The organism is Streptomyces sp. CNQ329 (genome assembly GCF_000482585.1).
The window spans coordinates 288341-310674 of record NZ_AXVU01000004.1 but is presented as its reverse complement, the minus strand read 5'-3'; the positions used below and the strand labels follow the sequence as shown (position 1 = coordinate 310674).

Annotated in this window: 17 protein-coding genes and 1 tRNA gene; 11 read left to right on the top strand and 7 right to left on the bottom strand. The window is 72.9% G+C overall.

Going from position 1 to position 22334, the window contains the following annotated elements; translation table 11 throughout:
- Positions 1–24: 24 nt before the first annotated feature.
- Genes I003_RS0103835 through I003_RS0103825 form a run of 3 tightly spaced genes read right to left on the bottom strand, consistent with a single transcriptional unit; the run spans position 25 to position 3119 of the window.
- Positions 25–930, bottom strand: a complete 906-nt coding sequence (locus I003_RS0103835; RefSeq protein ID WP_027770289.1) for a carbohydrate ABC transporter permease — start codon at positions 928–930, stop codon at positions 25–27.
- 10 nt (positions 931–940) lie between these two features.
- A complete protein-coding gene (locus I003_RS0103830) occupies positions 941–1936 on the bottom strand; it encodes a carbohydrate ABC transporter permease (RefSeq protein WP_027770288.1) in 996 nt (331 codons plus the stop codon).
- Positions 1937–1946: 10 nt separating this feature from the next.
- Positions 1947–3119 carry an extracellular solute-binding protein gene (locus I003_RS0103825; protein ID WP_078563723.1) on the bottom strand — a complete coding sequence of 391 codons (1173 nt, stop codon included), beginning with the start codon at positions 3117–3119 and terminating at the stop codon, positions 1947–1949.
- A gap of 439 nt (positions 3120–3558) precedes the next feature.
- On the opposite strand from I003_RS0103825, the gene I003_RS0103820 reads away from it, so the two are divergent.
- Complete coding sequence (locus I003_RS0103820; protein WP_078563707.1) at positions 3559–4614, top strand: LacI family DNA-binding transcriptional regulator; 1056 nt, start codon at positions 3559–3561, stop codon at positions 4612–4614.
- 604 nt (positions 4615–5218) lie between these two features.
- Complete coding sequence (locus I003_RS0103815; protein ID WP_027770285.1) at positions 5219–7795, top strand: glycoside hydrolase family 9 protein; 2577 nt, start codon at positions 5219–5221, stop codon at positions 7793–7795.
- A 305-nt stretch (positions 7796–8100) separates the two neighbouring features.
- Here the strand turns inward: I003_RS0103815 and I003_RS0103810 are convergent, their stop codons facing one another.
- Positions 8101–9738: a beta-N-acetylhexosaminidase gene (locus I003_RS0103810; protein ID WP_027770284.1), complete on the bottom strand. Its 1638-nt coding sequence runs from the start codon at positions 9736–9738 to the stop codon at positions 8101–8103.
- 151 nt (positions 9739–9889) lie between these two features.
- Between I003_RS0103810 and I003_RS0103805 the strand changes: the two genes are divergently transcribed.
- Positions 9890–10171 (top strand): hypothetical protein, encoded by a 282-nt coding sequence (locus I003_RS0103805; protein WP_037720027.1) that lies wholly within the window; start codon positions 9890–9892, stop codon positions 10169–10171.
- A gap of 49 nt (positions 10172–10220) precedes the next feature.
- The gene (glmS, locus tag I003_RS0103800; protein ID WP_027770282.1) at positions 10221–12035 is read left to right on the top strand and encodes a glutamine--fructose-6-phosphate transaminase (isomerizing); all 1815 of its coding nucleotides are present in this window, start codon (positions 10221–10223) and stop codon (positions 12033–12035) included.
- A 36-nt stretch (positions 12036–12071) separates the two neighbouring features.
- Here glmS and I003_RS0103795 read toward each other — a convergent pair whose 3' ends face one another.
- Positions 12072–13199, bottom strand: coding sequence for a ThiF family adenylyltransferase (locus tag I003_RS0103795; protein ID WP_027770281.1), 1128 nt, complete (start codon positions 13197–13199; stop codon positions 12072–12074).
- A 182-nt stretch (positions 13200–13381) separates the two neighbouring features.
- Between I003_RS0103795 and I003_RS0103790 the strand changes: the two genes are divergently transcribed.
- Positions 13382–14716, top strand: a complete 1335-nt coding sequence (locus I003_RS0103790; RefSeq protein ID WP_027770280.1) for a M14 family zinc carboxypeptidase — start codon at positions 13382–13384, stop codon at positions 14714–14716.
- A 293-nt stretch (positions 14717–15009) separates the two neighbouring features.
- Here I003_RS0103790 and I003_RS0103785 read toward each other — a convergent pair whose 3' ends face one another.
- Positions 15010–15531, bottom strand: coding sequence for a universal stress protein (locus I003_RS0103785; RefSeq protein ID WP_027770279.1), 522 nt, complete (start codon positions 15529–15531; stop codon positions 15010–15012).
- Positions 15532–16410: 879 nt separating this feature from the next.
- Here I003_RS0103785 and I003_RS0103780 point away from each other — a divergent pair.
- The 3 genes from I003_RS0103780 to I003_RS0103770 all read left to right on the top strand — a co-directional run bounded on the left by I003_RS0103780 (position 16411) and on the right by I003_RS0103770 (position 18505).
- Positions 16411–17715, top strand: a complete 1305-nt coding sequence (locus I003_RS0103780; RefSeq protein ID WP_486584075.1) for a helix-turn-helix domain-containing protein — start codon at positions 16411–16413, stop codon at positions 17713–17715.
- A gap of 5 nt (positions 17716–17720) precedes the next feature.
- Complete coding sequence (orn, locus tag I003_RS0103775; protein WP_037719969.1) at positions 17721–18329, top strand: oligoribonuclease; 609 nt, start codon at positions 17721–17723, stop codon at positions 18327–18329.
- 103 nt (positions 18330–18432) lie between these two features.
- Positions 18433–18505, top strand: a tRNA-His gene (locus tag I003_RS0103770).
- A 63-nt stretch (positions 18506–18568) separates the two neighbouring features.
- On the opposite strand, the gene I003_RS0103765 is transcribed toward I003_RS0103770, so the two are convergent.
- Positions 18569–19108, bottom strand: coding sequence for a CGNR zinc finger domain-containing protein (locus I003_RS0103765; RefSeq protein WP_027770276.1), 540 nt, complete (start codon positions 19106–19108; stop codon positions 18569–18571).
- An 80-nt stretch (positions 19109–19188) separates the two neighbouring features.
- Between I003_RS0103765 and I003_RS0103760 the strand changes: the two genes are divergently transcribed.
- From I003_RS0103760 to I003_RS0103750, 3 genes are all read left to right on the top strand, one after another.
- The gene (locus I003_RS0103760) at positions 19189–20517 is read left to right on the top strand and encodes an MFS transporter (RefSeq protein WP_027770275.1); all 1329 of its coding nucleotides are present in this window, start codon (positions 19189–19191) and stop codon (positions 20515–20517) included.
- Positions 20518–20670: 153 nt separating this feature from the next.
- Positions 20671–21078 carry a YciI family protein gene (locus I003_RS0103755; RefSeq protein WP_027770274.1) on the top strand — a complete coding sequence of 136 codons (408 nt, stop codon included), beginning with the start codon at positions 20671–20673 and terminating at the stop codon, positions 21076–21078.
- Positions 21075–22244, top strand: a complete 1170-nt coding sequence (locus I003_RS0103750; RefSeq protein WP_027770273.1) for a DUF6596 domain-containing protein — start codon at positions 21075–21077, stop codon at positions 22242–22244. Before I003_RS0103755 ends, I003_RS0103750 begins: the two co-directional genes overlap by 4 nt.
- Positions 22245–22334: the final 90 nt, after the last annotated feature.

Genomic DNA, 22334 nt, shown 5'->3' with positions numbered 1-22334 from the left:
GCGGGGCGAACGGGCCACGGGTACTCAGCCCTTGACCGCGCCGTGCATGATGCCGCCGACGATCTGCCGGCCGAACAGCAGCAGGAGCAGCAGCAGCGGCAGCGTACCCAGCAGCGCGCCCGCCATGATCACCGACTGGTCGGGGATGTAGCCGCGGCCCAGACTGGTGAGTGCCACCTGCACGGTCGGGTTCTCCTGGGTGAGCGCGATGATCGGCCAGAAGAACTCGTTCCAGGCCATCACGAAGGTCAGCATCCCCAGCACGGCCATCGCGGGCCGGGCCGCGGGGAAGACCACGTGCCAGATGACCCGCACACTGCTCGCGCCGTCCACCCGGGCCGCCTCGATCAGCTCCGTGGGCAGCGCCTGGATCAGGTACTGCCGCATGAAGAAGACGCCGAAGGCGCTGACGATGAACGGCAGGATCACCGACTGCAACTGGTCGATCCACTCCAGCTTCGCGATCGCCATGTACAGCGGCACCACGCTGAGCTGCGGCGGCACCATCATCGTGCCGATCACCAGCAGCATCAGCATGTTCTTGAAGCGGAACCGCAGCTTGGCGAAGGCGAAGCCGGCCAGCGTGCCGAAGAGCACGGTGCCCGCGGCGATCGACCCGGCCACGATGGTGGTGTTGAAGAGCGCCAGGCCCATGTTCGCGTCGGACCAGGCGGTCTCCATGTTCGAGAAGAGGTTGCCGCCGAACCACAGCGGCGGCGGCGTCTCCGCCAGCCGCTCGTTGGTGCGGGAGGCCGCGACCGCGGTCCAGATCAGCGGGAAGAGCGAGACCGCGGTGAAGAGCAGCAGAACGACGTACGTCAGCTTCCCCGCCCGCTGCTGGCCGCCGGCCTCCCCGGCCTTCGGTGCGCGCCGCCGCCGGCGGCGGGCCGGAGCCGGGGTCTCGGGGGCGGTCTCTGTCAGCGTTGCCATGCGCTTCCCTTCAGCTCTTCCGCAGCCGGCGCGAGATCAGGCCGAAGACGATGCCGATCACCACGAGGATCAGGAACATCACCCAGGCGATGGCCGCGGCGCGGCCGAGGTGCAGATTGCGCCAGCCCTGCTCGTACAGGTAGAGGCCCAGGGTCTGGAACTGGTGGTCGGGGCCGCCGGACGCGCCCGCGCCCTCCTCGAACAGCAGCGGCTCGCCGAAGAGCTGGACCGAGCCGATCGTGGAGACGACGACGGTGAACAGGATCGTGGGCCGCAGGGAGGGGATGGTGACGTGGCGGAACTGCTTCCAGCGGGACGCACCGTCCAGCGCCGCGGACTCGTAGAGGTCGTGCGGCACCGCCTGCATGGCGGCCAGGTAGATGAGGGTGTTGTAGCCGGTCCAGCGCCAGATCACGATCGTGGAGATGGCGATCTTCGAGGTCCAGTCGCCGCTCTTCCAGTCGATCTCATCCACGCCGAACAGGCCGAAGACCCAGTTGATGAGCCCGTAGTCGCGGCCGTAGAGCATCGCGAACACCAGCGTCGCCGCCGCCACGCTGGTGGCGTACGGCGCGAGCATCGCGACCCGGAAGAAGGACGCGGCGCGCATCTTGTAGTTGAGCAGGTGGGCCAGGCCCATCGCCATGAGGAGCTGCGGGACCGTGGAGAGCACCGCCAGGGTGAAGGTGACCCACAGCGAGTTCCAGAAGAAGTGGTCCTCGATCAGCCGCGTGTAGTTGTGCAGTCCGGCCCACTCCATGTCGGTGGGCGCGGTCAGCTCCACCCGGTGCAGCGAGGCCCACGCGGTGTAGAGCAGGGGGAAGAGGCCGAAGGCGGCGAAGAACAGGAAGAACGGCGAGATGAAGGCGTAGGGGCTGAACTTCGCGTCCCACCGGTAGCGGCGGCTGCGCCACTTCTGCCGCCGGTCGTCGGGCGCGGGCCGTTTCGGGGCCGCGCCCCCCTCGGCGGAGGGGGGCGCGTCCACGGCCGTACCAGTCTGCGTCATGGCCGGATTCTCACTGATCCAATGCGTTGTCCACGGCCTTGACGGCTTCGTCCCAGGCGCCGTCGGGGTCCTGCTTGCCCTGCTCGATCAGCTGCAGGCCGTTGCCGATGTTGTCGTCGATGACCTGGTCCTTCGGGCCGATCGTCTGGACCGGGATCTCCTGCGCGGCGGCGGAGAACAGCTCCCCGATCGGGGCATCGCCGAAGTACTCGTTCTTGGCGGTCTTGACCTGCTCCATGTCGTACGCGGGAGGGGCGCTGGGGAAGTTGCCGCGCTTGGCGAAAAGCTTGGCCTGCTGCTCGGGCGCCGTCAGCCAGGCGGCGAGCTTGGCGGCCTCCTCCTTGTTGTCGCCGGAGTCGGGGACGCCGAGGAAGGCGCCGCCCCAGTTGCCGGGCAGGGGCGCCTGGGCCACGTCCCACTTGCCCTCGGCCTTGGTGCCGCCCTTCTCCTGGATGTAGCCGAGCATCCACGCGGGGCAGGAGACGGTGGCGAAGTCGCCGTTGCTCATCGCCTGGTCCCACTGCTTGGTGAACTGCTCCAGGTTGCCGGTGAGCTTCTCCTCGGCGGCGGTGGAGGCGATCCCCCAGGCGGCCTTGACGTCCGGGCTGTCCTTGTAGATGACCTCGCCGGACTCGTTGTAGTACTTGCCCTCGCTGGAGGCGATGGCGCCGTCGTACACGGCGTCGGCGGAGTCCACCCAGGCGACGCCCTCGGGGCCGTTCTCCTTGAAGTCCCGGCCGGCGTCGAGGAACTTCTCCCAGTCGCCCGCCCAGAGCTCGGCGACCTTCTCGCGGTCGGTGGGCAGGCCCGCGGCCTCGAAGTGGTCCTTGCGGTAACAGACGGCCATGGGGCCGACGTCGGTGCCGAGCCCGATGGTCTTGCCGTCGTCGCTCGTGGCCTGCTGCCACTTCCAGTCCAGGAAGGCGTCCTGCGAGACGCCCTCGGCCTTGCCCAGGTCCATGAACCGCTCGGACTGGGTGTCGACGACCTCGGCGATGTTGGCGACCTCGATGGCCTGAATGTCGGCCAGACCGCTGTTGCTGGTCAGATGGTTGAGGAGAGCGGGGTAGTAGTTCTCGTTCCGCTCGATGACATCCTGCTTGATCTTGATGTCCGGATTCAGCTTCTCGTACTCGGCGTAGAGCCCTGCCTCCTCGAAACCGAAGGTGCCGAAGAGGCCCACGCTGATCTCGGTCTTCCCGCTCCCCCCGTCCCCGGAGTCGCTCTTCGAGCCGTCGTCGTCGTCGCTTGCGCACGCGCTGAGCAACCCGGTGCCCAGAGCGGCTGCGGCCAAAAGTGCCACGGCCCGTCGGGTCGTGCGGTAACTGCGCACTGCATCCTCCTAGCGCCCTGACGCGTGCCGCTGCTGCCGGAGGTGAACGAGGGGATCGGGAGGTGGCGGCTCGGGCGGGCTTTCGTGCGGGTTCTCTATGGGTCGAGTAGAGTGGGAGCGCTCCCAGAAGTGATTGGTTGAAGGGTGGCCTGTCGGCGAGGGGGTGTCAAGGGACCGGACATCTCGACCGGCTCCCGTTACGCGGCTGTTAGCTTCGGTGCGGGCCGCGGACCGGGGCCGAGGGCGAGAATCGGACAATCAGCAGACAGCCATAACGCGGGAGGGTGGAATGGCGGTCAGGGATCGGCGTACGCCGGTGACACGTGGCGGGCGCGGCGGCAGGCCGACGCTCGAACAGGTCGCCGCGCGAGCCGGGGTGGGCAGAGGGACGGTGTCCCGGGTGATCAACGGATCGGACCAGGTCAGCGAACAGGCGCGGACGGCGGTCGAGCGAGCGGTCGCCGAACTGGGCTACGTGCCCAACCGCGCGGCGCGGGCGCTCGCGGCCGGCAGCGCGGACGCGGTCGCGCTGGTGATCCCCGAACCGGAGACGCGGCTCTTCTCCGAGCCGTACTTTTCGGACATCGTCCGCGGGGTGAGCGCGGAGCTCGCGGAAACGGACAAGCAGCTCCTGCTGACGCTCATCCGCTCGCCCCGGGAACGGGAGCGGCTGGCGGCGTATCTGAGCGCCGACCGGGTCGACGGCGTGCTGCTGGTCTCCGTGCACGAGGGCGACCCGCTGCCGGAGATGCTGGCGGCCATGGGGCTTCCGGCGGTGCTCAACGGCCGCCGGGCGGCGGGCGAGGCCGTGCCGTACGTCGACTCGGACAACACCGGCGGCGCGCAGTCGGCCGTCGAGCACCTGATCGGCCGTGACCGGGAGGCGATCGCGACCATCACCGGCCCCGCGGACATGTACGTCGCGAGCTGCCGGCTCGACGGCTACCGTCAGGCGTTGAAGGCGGCGGGCCGGGAGGCGGACCCCGGTCTGGTCGCGGTCGGCGACTTCACCGAGGAGGGCGGCCGGCGGGCGATGCGCGAGCTGCTGGAGCGGCGGCCCCGGCTGGACGCGGTCTTCGCCGCCTCGGACGTGATGGCGGCGGGCGCACTGCAGGTGCTGCGCGCGGCGGGCCGTACGGTGCCGGACGAGGTGGCGGTCGTCGGCTTCGAGGACTCGCCGGTGGCCCGGCACACCGACCCTCCGCTCACCAGCGTCCGGCAGCCCACGGAGGAGATGGGGCGGGCCATGGTGCGGGTGCTGCTGGACGGGATCGAGGCGAAGGACGGCACCCGGGGGCGGCACGAGGTGCTGCCGACCGAGCTGGTGGTACGCGCCTCGGGGTGACCCGGCGGCCCGCGGGGGCCGCAACGGAGTGCGGGGCGGGCCCGGTGCGGGCCCGCCCCGCAGTCGTGCGCGGGCCGGTTCCGCGGCCCGTACCGGGCAACTGCCTTGCTTCCGGAGCGACTTCTGTCCCGAGGGGTTGACAGTTGCATAACCCTTCGGGAGATTGGGAGCGCTCCCACACTTCAAGACTTGCACCTCCCTCCCGCAAGTCGAGGACGGGGGAGTGGCACGCCCGTCCGCCCCCGTCCGCCCCGCCCAGCCGGGTCGGGCGCACACAGGCCCCGTGCGCCCGGCCCGGCTGTCCTCCCCGTGCCCTCAGCTCGTGCGCCCGTACGCCCGGACACCGTCCCGTTCCAGGAGGCTTCGTGCACGCACCATGCACCCCCCGGGGGCCCGTACGACTGCCGCCCGGACCGGCCTACCGCGCAGGCACCACCGCGACGCGCCCACTGCCGTCGCACACGCCACCGGCCCGCCGGTACGGGGCACACAGCCCCGACGCCGGCATGACCGCGGGTTAGCCCGCACCGGGGGCGCGGCCGCGACGACGAGGGGTGCGGCCGCGCCCCGTCCGCCCCCCACACCCCCGCCGAAAGGATCTTCCGTGAGACGGCACATACCCCGTGCCCTCGCCGCCGTACTGGTCGCCGGAGCGCTCGCCGCTCCCGGTGCCGTCGCGGCCGACGAGGGCCCCGAGCTGATCGTCAACGGCGGCTTCGACGACGGCACCGCGCCGTGGTGGTTCACGCCGGACAGCCCCGGCGCCGTGGTCGACGGCCGACTCTGCGCCGACGTGCCCGCCGGCACGGTCAACCCGTGGGACGCCATCATCGGCCAGGACGGCCTGCCGATCACCGCGGGCGAGACCTACGCCCTGAGCTACACCGCGACCGCCACCACACCCGTGACGATCCGCACCAACGTGCAGCAGGCCGTGGAGCCGTGGGGCCAGTTCTTCTCCTCCGCGGACCAGGTGACGGACACCGCGCAGACCTTCGAGCACGTCTTCACCGCGACCGCCGCCGACGAGGCCGCTCAGCTCGCCTTCCAGATCGGCGGCAGCGACGAGGCGTACACCTTCTGCGTCGACGACGTCTCGCTGCGCGGGGGCGCGGAACAGCCCCCGTTCGACCCGGACACCGGCTCGCCGGTGCGCGTCAACCAGGTCGGCTACCTCACCGACGGGCCGAAGAACGGCACCTTCGTCACCGAGGCCGCCGAGCCGCTGGCCTGGACGCTGAACGCCGCCGACGGCACCGAGAAGGCGAGCGGCACCACCGTGCCCGCGGGCACCGACCCGACCTCGCTGGAGAACGTGCACACCTTCGCCTTCAGCGACTTCACCGAGGCCGGTGAGGGCTACACCGTCACGATCGACGGCGAGACCAGCGAGCCGTTCGCCATCGGCGACGACATCTACGGCAAGCTGCGCACCGACGCGCTCGCGTACTTCTACCACAACCGCAGCGGCATCGAGATCGACGCCGACCTGGTCGGCGAGGAGTACGCCAGGCCCGCCGGACACGTCAACGTCGAGCCCAACCAGGGCGACAGCGACGTCCCCTGCCAGCCCGGGGTCTGCGACTACACCCTGGACGCCGCCGGCGGCTGGTACGACGCCGGTGACCACGGCAAGTACGTCGTCAACGGCGGCATCGCCGCCGCGCAGGTGATGAGCGTGTACGAGCGCACGCTGACCACCGACGGCGCCGACGGCGAGCCCATCGGGGACGGCAAGCTCGCCGTGCCCGAGCGCGGCAACGACGTGCCCGACGTACTCGACGAGGCGCGCTGGCAGATGGAGTTCCTGCTCTCCATGCAGGTCCCGGCCGGCGAGGAGCTGGCCGGCATGGCGCACCACAAGCTGCACGACGACCAGTGGACCGCCCTGCCCACGCTGCCGCACGAGGACGCGCAGGCCCGCGAGCTGCACCCGCCGTCCACCGCGGCGACGCTCAACCTGGCCGCCACCGGCGCGCAGTGCGCCCGGCTCTACGCGGACTTCGACGCGGACTTCGCCGACCGCTGCCTGGCCGCCGCCCGTACCGCGTACGCCGCGGCCGAGGCCAACCCGGACCGGCTCGCCGACCCGAACGACGGCACCGGCGGCGGCGCGTACAGCGACGGCGAGGTGAGCGACGAGTTCTACTGGGCGGCCGCCGAGCTGTACCTGTCCACCGGCGAGGACGCCTATCTCCAGGACGTGCTCGACTCGCCCCTGCACGGCGACGCCGAGGCGGTCTTCCCCGCCGGCGGCATGTCGTGGGGCGCCACCGCCGGGCTCGGCGCGCTGGACCTGGCCACCGTCGACAGCGGGCTGACCGACGCGCAGCTTTCCGTCGTACGCGGCATGGTCACCGACGCCGCCGACGGCTACGCCGCCAACGCCGCCAACGCCGCCTACGGCGTCCCGTACGCCCCCGAGGGCGGGCGCTACGTCTGGGGCTCCAACAGCCAGGTGCTCAACAACATGGTCGTCCTGGCCACCGCGCACGGCCTCACCGGCGAGGCCGGCTACCGCGACGCGGTGCTCACGGGCCTGGACTACCTGCTGGGCCGCAACCCGCTGAACCAGTCGTACGTCACCGGGCACGGTGAGCGCGACTCGAAGAACCAGCACCACCGGCACTGGGCCAACCAGCTCGACCCGAGCCTGCCGAACCCGCCCGCGGGTGCGCTGGCCGGCGGCCCGGACTCGCAGTTGGAGGACCCGGTGGCGCAGCGGGAGCTGACCGGCTGCCCGCCGGCGATGTGCTACATCGACGACATCGAGTCGTACTCGACCAACGAGGTCACGATCAACTGGAACGCGCCGCTCGCCTGGATCGCCGGCTACGCCGACGACCTGGGCACCGGCGGCGGCCCGGGCACCGGTGCGGAGTGCGCCGCGGCGTACGACGTGCCCCAGGAGTGGCCCGGCGGCTTCACCGGCACCGTCACGATCTCCTGCGACGGTGCCGCCCTCGACGGCTGGACCGCGGAGTGGGACTTCCCCGACGGGCAGCGCCTCCAGAACGCCTGGAACGCCGTCTGTACCCAGTCCGGCACCACCGTGAGCTGCCGCAACACGCCCTACAACGGCGCTGTGCCGGACGGCGGTTCGGTCTCGTTCGGCTTCAGCGCCGGGTGGGACGGCAGCAACGGCGAGCCGCGGGAGGTGAAGCTCGGCGGCCGCACCTGAGCGGTCGTCCGCGTGCCGCCGGGACGGGTGCGACCCGCCCCGGCGGCACGCGGATTAAGCGCCTCCGATGCGTTCCTCAAGAGAGTCTTAAGCCTCGTGGACCGTGTCCGGGTCGGGCGTTTTGCCCGACCCGGTGCCACTAGCGTGCGTAGCGTTCCTCGGGACGGCGCGGAGGCGGTGGTCTCCGGCCGTGCCGAGCGGTGCGGGCCGTCCCCCCACCGCCTCCCCTCCGCGGGCTTCGCGGCCACGCCGCGGACCGGCAGCCGCAGGGGGGAGGCGGGCCCGTGCCCCCTCCGCTCCCGCGCTCACTCCCAGGGGACCTGCGTCGAGCGGTAGAAGTCGACGCCCATCTCCTCCCACCGCGGGCCCTGCCCGGCGAGCCGGTCGCGGTAGCCGTCCCAGCCGAGCTTCGCAGCCGGGGACCAGCCCAGCTCGGCGGCGCCCGCGGCGCGCGGGAAGGCCATGAACTCGATCTGGTCGCTGGTCGACAGCGTCTCCGACCACAGCGGCGCCTCGACGCCGAGGACCGCGCTCTCCGGCACACCGCCGCCCATGTACGCGCCGGGGTCCCAGTCGTAGGACTGCCGCACCTCGACGTACCCGGCCCAGCTCAGCCCGAGGGGTGTCCCCTCGTGGTACTTCATGTCCAGATACGTCCTGTTGGCGGGCGACAGCACCAGCGGCGTGCCCGCCTTGGCGGCGTCGATGACCTCCTGCTCGCCGCCGCTCGTGCCCCAGTACTGGGCCACCGCGCCCTCGACGGGGTTGGCGCCGGTGAGCTGATGCCAGCCGACCACGGTCTTGCCGTACTCGCCGACGATCGCCTGCGCCCGGTCCATGAAGGCGACGTACTCGTCGTGCGGGGTGGAGTGGGCCTCGTCGCCGCCGATGTGGAGGTACTTGCCGGGCGTCAGCTGCGCCAGCTCACGGATGACGTCGTCCACGAAGTCGTACGTGACCTCCTTCGGCACGCACAGCGAGCTGAAGCCGACGCTGGTGCCGGTGTAGAGCGGCGGGGCGACGCCGTCGCAGTTCAGCTCGGCGTACGAGGCGAGGGCCGCGTTGGTGTGGCCCGGCATGTCGACCTCGGGTACGACGGTCATGTGCCTGCTGGCGGCGTACGCGACCAGCTCGCGGTACTGGTCCTTGGTGTAGGAGCCGCCCGGCCCGCCGCCGACCTGCGTGCTGCCGCCGTACTCCGCCAGGTTCGGCCACGAGTCGATCGCCAGCCGCCAGCCCTGGTCGTCGGTGAGGTGCAGGTGCAGGGTGTTGTACTTGTAGAGCGCGAGCTGGTCGATGTAGCGCTTGACCTGCTCGACGGTGAAGAAGTGCCGCGCCACGTCGAGCATCGCGCTGCGGTACGCGAAGCGGGGCTCGTCGGTGATCCGGCCGCCGGCCACCAGCCACGGCCCGTCCTGCGGGGTGTCCGCCTCCACGGCCGCGGGCAGCAACTGGCGCAGGGTCTGCACGCCGTGGAAGAGCCCGGCGGGCGCGGCGGCGGAGATCACCACGCCGTCGGCGCCGGACGTCAGCTCATAGCCCTCGGTGCCGACGGACTTCTTCAGCCCGGCGCTCAGCCGCAGCTCGACGTCGCCGGACTTGCTGCCGACGGGCAGCTCGAAGCCGGTCGAGGGGCGCAGCACGCCGGCCAGGTACTCGCCGGCGTCGCGGGCGGCGCCGGCGGCGGCGGAGCCGCCGGGCGGCACGCGGATCCCGGTGGCTTCGGTGATCTCGTACGGGCTGCCGCCGGGCGCGACGGCGGCGGGGGCGGGGATGACGGAGTCCAGCGCGGCCGGCGCGGCGGCGGTGTCCGCCGCGGAGCCGGGCGCCGCCGCGCCGCCGGCGCCGGCGCTCGCGGCGACGGTGAGCAGCAGTGCGACCCCGAGGCGCGCCAGGGAGCGCGGGGGGCGGTGCGGGGGAGTCCTCAGGCGGTGACCTCTCACAGTGGTCCCTTCGGGGCTGCGGATCGTGACGCGTGTGTCATGAACATTCTGAGGCGTACCGCCGGGAGCAGGCCAGGTCAAGGTGTAGACCACTCTGCCGAGGTGAAGGAGTGATTCCTGCCCGATTACGGGCAGATTTCTTGCGAAAGTGATGATCGTCAAGCACTATCGACGGGTGCACGACGACCTCATTGACCACCTGATACGCAGCGCGCCGCTCAGTCGGGGCGAAGCCGCGCGGGTCGTGCAGGACGTCCTGGCCTACTTCGACGAGACGACGCCGGCGTTCGTCCGCCGCCGCCACCGCGAGCTGCAGGCGGCCGGCCTGGTGAACGACGAGATCTTCGACCGGATCGCCCGGGAGCTGGCGCACCGCGCGGTCGCGCCGCCCGAGCTGACCCGGCGCCAACTGCGCCGCATCGTCTACGGCTAGCCGCCCCGCCCTCCTCCCTCCCCTCCCCTCGCGACAGGAAGCGAACGATATGTGCGGAATCGTTGGTTACATCGGCAAGCGCGACGCGGCTCCCCTGCTGCTCGAAGGGCTCCAGCGGCTGGAGTACCGGGGCTACGACTCCGCCGGGGTGGCCATCGCCGCCCGGTCGGGCGCGCTGCGGACCGTCAAGGCCCAGGGGCGCGTACGGGACCTCCAGGACCGGATCCCCAAGCGCTTCGCCGGCGCCACGGGCATCGCCCACACCCGCTGGGCCACCCACGGCGCCCCCAGCGACGCCAACGCCCACCCGCATCTGGACGAGGCCGGCAAGGTCGCCGTCGTGCACAACGGCATCATCGACAACGCCGCCGACCTGCGCGCCAAGCTCGCCGCCGACGGCGTCGAGCTGGTCTCGGAGACCGATACCGAGGTGCTGGCCCACCTCGTCGCCCGCTCCGCCGCCGCCACCCTGGAGGAGGCCGTCCGCGAGACGCTGCGGCTGGTGGAGGGCACGTACGGCATCGCCGTGCTGCACGCCGACCACCCCGACCGCATCGTCGTCGCGCGCAACGGCTCGCCCGTCGTGCTCGGCATCGGCGAGCGGGAGATGTTCGTCGCCTCCGACGTCGCCGCGCTGGTCTCCCACACCCGCCAGGTCGTCACCCTCGGCGACGGCGAGATGGCCACCATCAAGGCCGACGATTACCGCACCTACACCACCGAGGGCTCGCGCACGTCCTCCTCGCCGGAGACGGTGGAGTGGTCGCCCGAGTCGTACGACATGGCGGGCCACGACACGTACATGCACAAGGAGATCTGCGAACAGGCCGACGCCGTCGACCGCGTGCTGCGCGGGCGGATCGAGGAGCGGTTCTCCACCGTCCACCTCGGCGGCCTCAACCTGGACGCGCGGGAGGCGCGCGCGGTGCGGCGCGTGAAGATCCTGGGCTGCGGCACCTCGTACCACGCGGGCATGATCGGCGCGCAGTTGGTCGAGGAGCTGGCGCGGGTGCCCGCGGACGCCGAGCCGGCCAGCGAGTTCCGCTACCGCAACCCCGTCGTCGATCCCGACACGCTCTACGTCGCCGTCTCCCAGTCGGGCGAGACGTACGACGTGCTGGCCGCCGTGCAGGAGCTGAAGCGCAAGGGCGCACGGGTTCTCGGCGTCGTCAACGTCGTCGGCTCGGCCATCGCCCGTGAGACCGACGGCGGCATCTACGTACACGCGGGCCCGGAGGTCTGCGTGGTGTCCACCAAGTGCTTCACCAACACCGTCGTCGCCTTCGGCCTGCTCGCCCTGCACCTCGGCCGTATCCGTGACCTGTCGGTGGCCGACGGCCGCCGCATCATCGAAGGGCTGCGCAGGCTGCCGGAGCAGATCGCGGACATGCTCCGCGGCGAGGACGGGATCCGGGCGCTGGCCAGGGAGTACGCGCACGCCAGGTCGATGATGTTCATCGGCCGGGTCCGCGGTTATCCGGTGGCCAGGGAGGCGGCGCTGAAGCTGAAGGAGGTCAGCTACATCCACGCCGAGGCGTATCCGGCCTCCGAGCTGAAGCACGGCCCGCTGGCGCTGATCGAGCCGGAGGTGCCGACGGTGGCGATCGTGCCCGACGACGATCTGCTGGAGAAGAACCGCGCGGCCCTGGAGGAGATCAAGGCCCGCGACGGCCGCATCCTCGCGGTCGCCCACAGCAGGCAGGAGAAGGCGGACCACACGATCGTGGTACCCCGCAGCGAACCGGAGCTGGACCCCATTCTGATGGGCATCCCGCTCCAGCTCTTCGCGTACCACACGGCGCTGGAGCTGGGCCGCGACATCGACAAGCCCCGGAACCTGGCCAAGTCGGTGACGGTGGAGTAGCCCACGGCGGTCACGGCCGCCGGCCGCCGGCGTGCTTCACCGCGGGCTCCCGCAGGCGGGGCAGTCGGGGCGGCGCGGCAGCCGGACGGTCACCTCGTCACCCGGCACCATCAGGTTGAAGCCGAAGCGGACGCCGGGTTCGAGCGGGGGGACGCCGGTGAGCAGGGCCAGGGCGCCGTACGCCACGAGCGCGCCGGACAAGCCCGCGGTGACGGCGTTGGCGGGGTTCCACGGCAGGTGGGCGGAGGCACCGGGCTCCTCGGCCCCGGGGGCGAGCCCGAGGTCGGCCTGCCGCGTGGCCTGGTCGTGCAGGCACTCCCAGCACGCGCCGGTCCCGGGCCGGTGGATGCCCGCGGTGACCAGCGGCCCGCTGTAGCCGCCGTCCACCCAGGGCAGACCGGCGGCCAGGCACGCCCGGTTCGCCCAGCGCCGTATCTGCGGCGGGCCGTCGGCGCCCAGCACGAACAGGTCGTACGGGGGCGAGGACGCAAGGAGTGCGGCCAGCTCCCCCGCGGTGGAGGCGCGGCGTACGTCCCCGGTGACGCGGACGTCCGGGTTGACGGCGGCGAGTCTCCTCGCCGCCGCCTCGGCCTTCGGCGCGCCCAGATCCGCTTCGGCGTAGAGCAACTGCCGGTTGAGATTCGACAGTTCCACCCGGTCGTCGTCGACCAGGTGCAGACGGCCCACGCCCGAGGCGGCCAGATGCCAGGCGGCGGCGCCTCCCGTACCGCCGACGCCCAGGATGAGCACCCGGGCCTCCTTCAGCCGCAGTTGCGCCTCCCAGGCGCTGGCGCGCGCGCCGAGGTCCATCCAGCGCAGCAGCGGCACGCCGCGGCTGTAGCGCTCGGCCTCCTGCGGCGAGAACCGCGCGGGCACCGGCGCCGCCGCGTCGTCGAGGAAGCCCGCCGAGGCGAGCCGCTCCAGCGCCGCGATGACGTCGCCGGGCTCGATGCCGTCGTGCCGGGTGCGCACGGCGGTGACGATGTCGTGCGCGCCGCGGGTGCCGTCGGCGGCTTCGACCAGCGTCCAGATCCACCCGTGTGGGTCCTCGATCTCCGCACCGACGCCGTAGATCACGCTGCCGATACGGATGTTTCCGGCCACGGTGCGATAGGCGCGGTGCTCCGGCTTGACCCGTGGCCGCGCCCACTCTCCCACCGCCATACCCACCTCAGGATGATTGCGCCAGGAAACCTTGCACCGACGCGGCCCAATGTGCACTACTGATTGAGTCGTTTCAAGCACACAGAGTTGACCCTGCGGGAGGGAGGCGCGATGCAGGAGATCAGGATCCGTCGTCTCGGCAAGAAGGAGACGACAGGCGACAGCAACCCCAGCGGCGAGTGATGCCGGTGGGCGTCCCCGCGCTGGCGCGTCACCGCTATCCCACCGTGGACGACCTCACACGGACGGCCCGTGACCTGGTACGGCGCCATCCGTCCCGCTGCCGGCTGCGGCAGGTCGGCGAATCCCGTGCGGGGGAGCCGCTGTGGCTGCTCTCCGTCGGCCACGGCCGCCGTAACGTCCTCGTGGTCAGCGGCGCGCATCCGAACGAGCCGGCCGGGGGCGCCGCCGTGGCCGACCTGGCCTACCGTGCCGTACGCGGCGGGCGTGCCGGGCGGGACCGCCGGCAGGACCGCGACGTCTCCTGGCACTTCCTGCTCTGCCTGGACCCGGACGGCGCCCGCCACACCGAGCCCTGGACCCGCCACCCCGGCACCCTGGAGCGGCAGCTCCGGCACTTCTACCGGCCCGCCGCCGACCAGCAGCCCGAGTGGCTGCCGCCGCCCGGCCGCGGGGCCGCGCCGCTGCCGGAGACCCGGGCCCTGCTGAGCGTGCTGGACGAACTGCGCCCGGCGCTGCAGTTCTCCCTGCACGCCAACGACGTCGGTGGCGCGTGGGTGCAGCTCACCCACGACCTGCCGGGCGCCCCCGCGGCGCTCGCGGAGTCCGCCGCCGGTCTCGCCGTGCCCCTGGCCGCCGCGCCGGTGGACACCCTGCACATGCCCGGCGCGGGGCCGGGCGTCTTCCTCATGGCGGCCGGCGCGGGGCTCGACGCCAACGTCGTCCACCGCGACTGGCTGACCCGTTCGACCTGGTTCCACCCGCTGCGGTACGGCACCGTCACCGCCGTCGTCGAGACACCCGTCTGGGCCGTCGACGCCATCGCCGACCTCGGTCCCACCGAGGCGCCCGCCCTGGTCGTCGGGCGGGCCGTGGAGCATCTGCGCGCACAGGCCGGCCGGTTGACGCACCTGCTGGGCGAGGCCCGTGACGGCACCGGCGCCGCCCGCGGGCCGTTGCTGGACGCCGCGGCCTGGCTGACCGAGGCGTGTCTCACCAACGCGGCGCAGTGGTCCGCGCCTTCCTCCCCGGGCAGCCCTCCGCCCGCGGCGAGCGCCGGCGGCGCCCTGGCGCTGCGCATGGCCGCCCACCGGCTGCCGCTGCGGGCCGCGGCCATGCTCGCCCGCGCGACCGAAGGACATCGCGTCGGCCCGGCGGCCGACGCGCTGCTCACCCGCTGGCGCCGCTGCTACGCGGCCGACTTCGGGCCCCGCTGGATCCCGGTGCGCGAACAGACGGCTCTGCAGAGCGCGTTCATCACCCGCCTCGCCCGCCTGGTCCTCGACTCCGGGCTGCGCACCGGCGGATCACCCGCCGGGCGCCGCCTCGACGGGTGAGCGGCCCGCCCCGCGCAGCCCCGCCGTCCCCGGCCGGACACGAAAGAGCGGCCCTCTGCGCGTGCCACCACGTCGCGCAGAGGGCCGCCTCCCCTGTGCCGGCGTCGCCCAATACGCCGGCGGTGCCGCTGCCGTACCGGGGACCGTCACCTCCCGGCCGGCAGCGCGTCGTCGTGTCCCCTATATGCCCCTCACAAATTCACAACCCACATCTACCCGCCGGTAGATTTCTGCGGGGGCGTGGGATTGTGCGTGCGCCCGGCGCGACCGGCGCAAACGTGCGCCGGGGGCTGCTACGGGACGACGACGACGGGGCGTTGGGCCCGCCGGGCGAGACGGCCCGCCACCGAGCCGAAGATGCGGCCCACGATGCCCTGCGTGGAGCCGACCACGATGGCGTCGGCCTCGTACTCCCGGCCGACCTCCTCCAGTTCGTGGCAGATGTCGCCGCCGCGCTCGACGAGGATCCACGGCACGTCCGACAGATAGTCGGCGCAGGCGAGTTCGAGCCCGAGCACTTCCGTGCGGTGGTCCGGGACGTCCACGAAGACGGGCGGCTCGCAGCCTGCCCAGACGGTGGTGGGCAGCCGGTTGGCCACGTGCACGATGATCAGGCTGCAGCCCAGACGCCGCGCCATCCCGACCGCGTAGGCCAGGGCGCGTTCACTGGACGTGGAGCCGTCGAAGCCGCAGACGACGCCGTGCTTGAACGCCGGATCGCAGCTCTGGCGCGGCTCGGCCGCCGCTTCCAGGTCCGCCGTGGGGTCGGCGACCGGCTTGCGGTCCGCGGGTTCGGGGATTTCGTGACCGGCCATGGGTGTCTCGGCGAAGGGAATCCTCGTGGCTGGAGGGGAGCGACGTGCGGGGTCCGGGCGTGCTGTGTCCGGGAATCATCTTCCCAATCCCGTACAACAAGGGTACGGCGACACTACCTCCCTTGCCCAGGTGCGGGCGGCGGTATGCCAGGCGGCCCCGGCGAACGGTTCACAGGAGCATGCCCGAGTGCGGCGTCCCGCGCAACGCCGTCGGGACGGGACGGCCACCCCGCGGTCCGTCACCGGCATCTTCGGGGGCGCACGGCGGCGGCGCGCAGGGATCCCGTGTGCCTCCCTCGTGCCGCCCCCCACGCTCCCGTGCGCTGTCGTCGCGCCCCCCGGGCATCTCGTCGCCGCCGCGAAGGCAAACGCCGCACGTGCGCCGGGGGCGCGTGGCAGGACACGGCGGAGCCGGCGGAGTCGCCCGCGTTTTCGCGGCTCGCCGGGGGCGTACGCCCGTGGTTGAGGGGACAACCTCCTGTGACCCGATCTTTTCGGCCAACTTCCCTTCTGCACACCGGAGTTGCGAGAATTCAGGCTGGAACGTTCCGGGCTCGGGGGGCTGGGGGCGCAGTCGGGGCGCACGAGCCCCGCACGTCGGAGAACCGGAGGGGGTGGCCTTCCCTGTTGCGTGAACCAGTGAAACCGTTCGCGATCGAAAGCTTCACGCCAGGTTTCCATGTCGACATACGGATAGGGACGAGCCTGCCACGCGTGTCACACAAGACGTGTTTTACCCGTCGTTATAGATGCGGGGCCGAACCTGTCCGTTCCGTCGGACAACACACAGTAGATTTGATCTTGGCCGAGAGACCGAGATCGTTCCGGGGGTGTAGGTGCAGGACGCGGAGGAAGAGAGAAGCGAGGGGGCTTAGCGTCATGAGCCAGGACTCCACCGGAGCGGGCGCAACGATCCGGTCCGGCGGGCCACGCACACCCGAGGTGGCGGGAACCGCGGTGCGGGGGGAGGTACCACGCCCGCACCGGAGACGCCGTGAAATCGTCGCCGTGCTGCTGTTCAGCGGTGGCCCCGTCTTCGAGAACTCCATCCCCCTGTCCGTCTTCGGAGTCGACCGCCAGGACGCCGGCACACCCCGGTACCGGCTGCTGGTCTGCGCCGGTGAGGACGGCCCGCTGCGCACCACCGGCGGGCTGGAGCTCTCCGCTCCGTACGGGCTGGAGGCGCTGGCCCGCGCCGGCACCGTCGTCGTACCCGCGTGGCGCTCGATCACCCAGCCGCCGCCCGCCGCGGCGCTGGACGCGCTGCGCCGGGCCCACGAGGACGGCGCCCGCGTCGTCGGGCTGTGCACCGGCGCGTTCGCGCTCGCCGCGGCCGGGCTGCTCGACGGCAGACCGGCCACCACGCACTGGATGTACGCGCCGACGCTCGCCAAGCGCTACCCGTCGGTCCACATGGACCCGCGCGAGCTGTTCGTCGACGACGGCGACATCCTGACGTCGGCGAGCACGGCCGCGGGCATCGACCTGTGCCTGCACCTGGTGCGCCAGGACCACGGCGCCGAGGCCGCCGCCGCGCTCTCCCGCAGGCTGGTGGTGCCCGCGCGGCGCGGCAGCGGGCAGGAGCGCTACCTCGACAGGTCTTTACCCGAGGAGATCGGCGGAGACCCGCTGGCGGAGGTCGTGGCCTGGGCGCTGGAGAACCTGCACGAGCAGTTCGACGTGGAGACTCTGGCGGCCCGCGCGTACATGAGCCGACGCACGTTCGACCGGCGGTTCCGCTCGCTCACCGGCAGCGCACCGCTGCAGTGGCTGATCACCCAGCGGGTGCTTCAGGCGCAGCGGCTGCTGGAGACGTCGGACTTCTCCGTGGACGAAGTGGCGGGGCGCTGCGGCTTCCGCTCGCCGGTCGCGCTGCGCGGGCACTTCCGCCGCCAGCTCGGCTCCTCCCCGGCCGCGTACCGGGCCGCCTACCGCGCCCGCAACCCCCAGGCCGTACCCCCGCCGGAACCCCCCACGGTGCCCGCGCCACGACGCCCGCAGCCGCCCGGCGGCACCGGCGCCGCGGGGGTCGCGGGGGTGGCGGGCGGCGGCGTGGACAGCGCCGAGAAACCGCAGTCCGACGCGTACGCCCCCGGCCACCCCGAGCCGTATCCGTCCCGGCTGCGGGGCGCACTCGTCAGGCGCGCGACCGTGCCGGGACAGCGTGACCGGCACGTAGGGTGAGGGCCATGAACGATCGGATGGTCTGGATCGACTGCGAGATGACGGGTCTCTCGCTGGCCCACGACGCGCTCGTCGAGGTGGCCGCGCTGGTCACCGACTCGGAGCTGAACGTGCTCGGCGACGGCGTCGACATCGTCATCCGCCCCCCGGCCGAGGCCCTCACCACCATGCCCGACGTCGTACGCGCCATGCACACCGCCTCCGGCCTGCTCGACGAGCTGGCCGGCGGCACGACCCTGGCGGACGCGGAGCGGCAGGTGCTCAACTACGTACGCGAGTTCGTCCCCGAGCGCGGGCGCGCCCCGCTGTGCGGCAACTCGGTCGGCACCGACCGCGGCTTCCTCAGCCGGGACATGCCGGACCTGGAGGGCTACCTGCACTACCGCATCGTGGACGTCTCGTCGGTCAAGGAGCTGGCCCGCCGCTGGTACCCGCGGGCCTACTTCAACAGCCCCGAGAAGGCGGGCAACCACCGCGCCCTCGCGGACATCAGGGAGAGCATCGCCGAACTCCGCTACTACCGCGAGGCGGTCTTCGTCCCCCCGCCGGGCCCGGACTCGGACACCGCGAAGGCCATCGCGGCCCGCCACACGCTGGCGGCGGACGGCTCGTAGCGGGGGAGCCGGCCCGGCACGGCGGAGCGGGGAAAGCGGGAGGCGAGCACTGCCGGCGACCCTGTACACTTCTAGTCGGCCGGTGCGGAAGCATCAGCTCACGGTGGGTGTAGCTCAGATGGTAGAGCACCTGGTTGTGGTCCAGGTGGCCGCGGGTTCAAGTCCCGTCACTCACCCTCTTCGGTCAGGGCCCGTGCCGCTTCGGCGGTACGGGCCCTGACGCGTTCCGGGGTGCCGGCTCAGCCGGAGGCGGTGGCGCGGCGGGCGGCGTAGGTGCGGGCCTTGGCGCGGTTGCCGCAGCCCTGCATCGAGCACCAGCGTTTGCTGCGGTTCTTCGAGGTGTCCCAGAACACTTCGTGGCAGGTGTGCTCCGCGCAGCGCTTCAGGCGTGCGGCGTCCCCGGTGATCGTCAGCGTGCTCCAGGCCAGGGCCAGCTCCGTGACGGCCCGCTCGGCGTCCGTGAGGCCGGGGGCGGGGACGGGGGTGCCGGCGGCGGTGAGGCGGAGCGGGAAGCGGGTCAGTGCCGCGTCGGCCGCCGCCGTGATCGCGAGGTCGGGGGTGTCCCCGACGTGGGTGCCCAGGTGCTCGCGGATGCCGGCGCGCAGGGCGACGGACGCCGCGTGCAGGGCGGCGTCGATGGTGCCGGTGACCGGCAGGCCGTGGCCGGTCAGCCAGGCGGCCAGTTCGTCCGGGGTGCTCAGCGTGTCCGTGCCGGCGTGGAGGTCGAGGGTGTTGGCGAAGTCGGCCACCAGCTCGGCGGCCCGAGGCGGTGTACGCATACCGGCCACTTTACCGGCTATCGCGTTTGCTGGTAAATTCCTCTCACCGGTAAACGGCTTTGGTGGTTAGGGGGGGCGTGATGGGTGCATCCGGGGCGCTGGCGGAGAGCCGGCCGCGGGCCGGGCGGGACGCGGGGCGCCGCAACACCGCCGTGCTCGTCGTGTTCACCGCGGTGACGAACCTCGCCGACGGCGTCGTGAAGACGGCCCTGCCGCTGCTCGCCGTCCGCGCCGGCGGCTCTCCCGCTCAGGTCACCGGGGTGGCGCTGGCCCTCTCGCTGCCCTGGCTCCTCGTCGCCCTGCACGCGGGGGTGCTCGTCGACCGTGTGGACCGGCGCCGGCTGCTGTGGATCGTCAACGTGCTGCGGCTGCTCGCGATGGTGCCGCTGCTCGCCGCCGCCGCGAGCGGCGGGCTGTCCCTCCCCCTGCTGGCCGCCGCCGGCGCGGCCATCGGCGTCGCCGACGTCGTCGCCTCCACGGCGGCCTCCGCGCTCGTCCCCGCCGCGGTGCCGCCCGCCGGGCGGGACAGGGCGAACGCCTGGATGGCCGGGGCGGAGACGGTGTTCAGCGAGTTCGCCGGGCCGTTCGTCGGAGGGCTGCTCATCGCGCTGGGCGCCGGGTACGCGCTGGGGGCGACCTGGGTCGCGTACGCCGCGGCGGCGCTCGTGCTGCTGCTGCTCGCCGGGCGGTTCCGGGCGGGTGCGGCCGGTGCCGCGAGCGCGGCCGGTGCGGCGGACGCCGCCGGTGCCGCGGGCGGCTCCGTGGCGTACGAGACCGAGGGCGGAGCGCCGCCCCCCGCCCGCACCGTCAACGGGCAGATCGCCGAAGGGCTGCGCTACCTCTGGCGGCACCGCCTGCTGCGCTCCCTTTCCCTCATCCTCACCGTGCTCTCCGGCACCTGGGGCGCCTGGCTCGCGCTCATCCCGCTGTACGCCACCCGCGACATGGGCCTGACCCCCGGCGAGTACGGCGCCCTGCTCAGCGCGCTCGGCGTCGGCGGGCTCCTCGGCGCCGTCACCGTGACCCGGCTCAACCGGCTGCTGGGCCGCCGCCACGTGATGCTCGCCGACCTCTTCGGCACCGCCGCGATGGCCGCCGTCCCGGCGCTCACCGCCGACGCCCGCGCCGTCGCCGCGGCGGCCTTCCTCGGCGGCCTCGGCGGCACGCTGTGGACGGTCAACAGCCGCACGGTCATCCAGTGGGCGGTGCCGGACGCGATGCTCGGCCGCTTCAGCTCCGCGAACCGGATGTTCGCCTGGGGCGCGATGCCGCTGGGCGCCGGGCTCGTCGGGCTGCTCGCCGAACTCGCCGGGCCGCGCGCGGCGTTCGGCTTCTTCGCGGTGGCCTCGGCGCTGACGGTGCCGTTCTTCCTGCGGGCGGCGGCCCGGGGCGCGGACGCGCTGCACTGAGGGCGTGCGGCTCGCGGCGCCGTCCCGCGGCCCGTGGCCCCCGTTCCGTATCCCGCGAAGTTTTCTTGCGCGGGGATGTCGAGAACCGGCGTGCGGCTCCGTCCCAGGTGTGCACGCGGCCCACAATGGGCCCTACCGCACAAGGAGAAGATCATGGCCAAGTACCTGCTGCTCAAGCACTACCGTGGCGCGCCCGCGGCGGTCAACGACGTGCCGATGGACCAGTGGAAGCCCGAGGAGGTCACGGCCCACATCCAGTACATGCGTGACTTCGCCGCCCGGCTGGAGTCCACCGGGGAGTTCGTCGGCGAGCAGGCGCTCTCCCCGGAGGGCACCTTCGTCCGCTACGACGGCGAGGGCCGGCCCCCGGTCACCGACGGGCCGTTCGCCGAGACCAAGGACCTGATCGCCGGCTGGATGGTGATCGACGTCGACTCCTACGACCGCGCGCTGGAGCTGGCCGCGGAGCTGTCCGCAGCTCCCGGCGCGGGCGGCAAGCCGATCCACGAGTGGCTCGAAATCCGGCCGGCCTACGGCGTGCAGGCCACGGCGACCGAGTGAACGAGTCACTGCTGCGGGAGCTGGTGCCCGAGGTGATCGGCGTCCTCGTCCGCCGCGGAGCCGGCTTCGCGGCGGCCGAGGACGCCGTCCAGGACGCCCTGGTGGAGGCCGTACGCGGCTGGCCGGACGGCGACGCGCCCCGGGACCCCAAGGGGTGGCTGGTCACGGTGGCCTGGCGCAAGTTCCTCGACGCCGTACGTGCCGACACCTCCCGGCGGCGGCGCGAGGAAGCGGTCCAGGCCGAGCCCGCGCCGGCCGCCGAGGCGGGCGGCGCGGTGGACGACACGCTCCAGCTCTACTTCCTGTGCGCCCACCCGTCCCTGACGCCGGCCTCGGCCGTCGCGCTCACGCTGCGCGCGGTCGGCGGACTGACCACGCGGCAGATCGCGCGTGCCTATCTGGTGCCCGAGGCCACCATGGCCCAGCGGATCAGCAGGGCCAAGCGCACGGTCTCCGACGTCCGCTTCGACCGGCCCGGCGACGTCGCCACCGTGCTGCGCGTGCTGTACCTGGTCTTCAACGAGGGCTACTCCGGCGACGTCGACCTCTCCGCCGAGGCGATCCGGCTCACCCGGCAACTGGCGGCGCTCACCGGCCACGAGGAGGCCGCCGGGCTGCTGGCGCTCATGCTGCTTCACCACGCGCGGCGCCCGGCGCGCACCGGTCCGGACGGCAGGCTCGTCCCCCTCGCCGAGCAGGACCGCAGCCTGTGGGACACCCGGATGATCGCCGAGGGCGTCGGGATACTCCAGGCCGCGCTCGCCCGCGACCGCCTGGGCGAGTTCCAGGCGCAGGCGGCCGTCGCCGCACTGCACGCCGATGCCCCGACGGCGGGCGAGACCGACTGGGTGCAGATCGTCGAGTGGTACGACGAGCTGGTCCGCCTCACCGGCAGCCCGGTGGCCCGGCTCAACCGGGCGGTCGCGGTGGGCGAGGCCGACGGCGCGCGGGCGGGGCTGGCGGCGCTGGCGGAGCTGGACCCGTCGCTGCCGCGGTACGCGGCGGTGGCGGCGTACCTGCACGAGCGGGACGGCGACGCCGAGACGGCGGCCCGGCTGTACGTCCAGGCGGCCGGCTCGGCGCCGAACATCCCGGAGCGGGACCACCTGACGCGGCAGGCGGCGCGGCTCAACGCGCGGCTGGGGGGTGAGGGGGCGAGGGGGTGAGGAGTACGGGAGCGCGGCGGTGCGGTGGTCCGGGACCGGCGCCGGCCGGTGGGACGGCACGGCGTGTTGCATCGGTGGGGGCACCGGCGA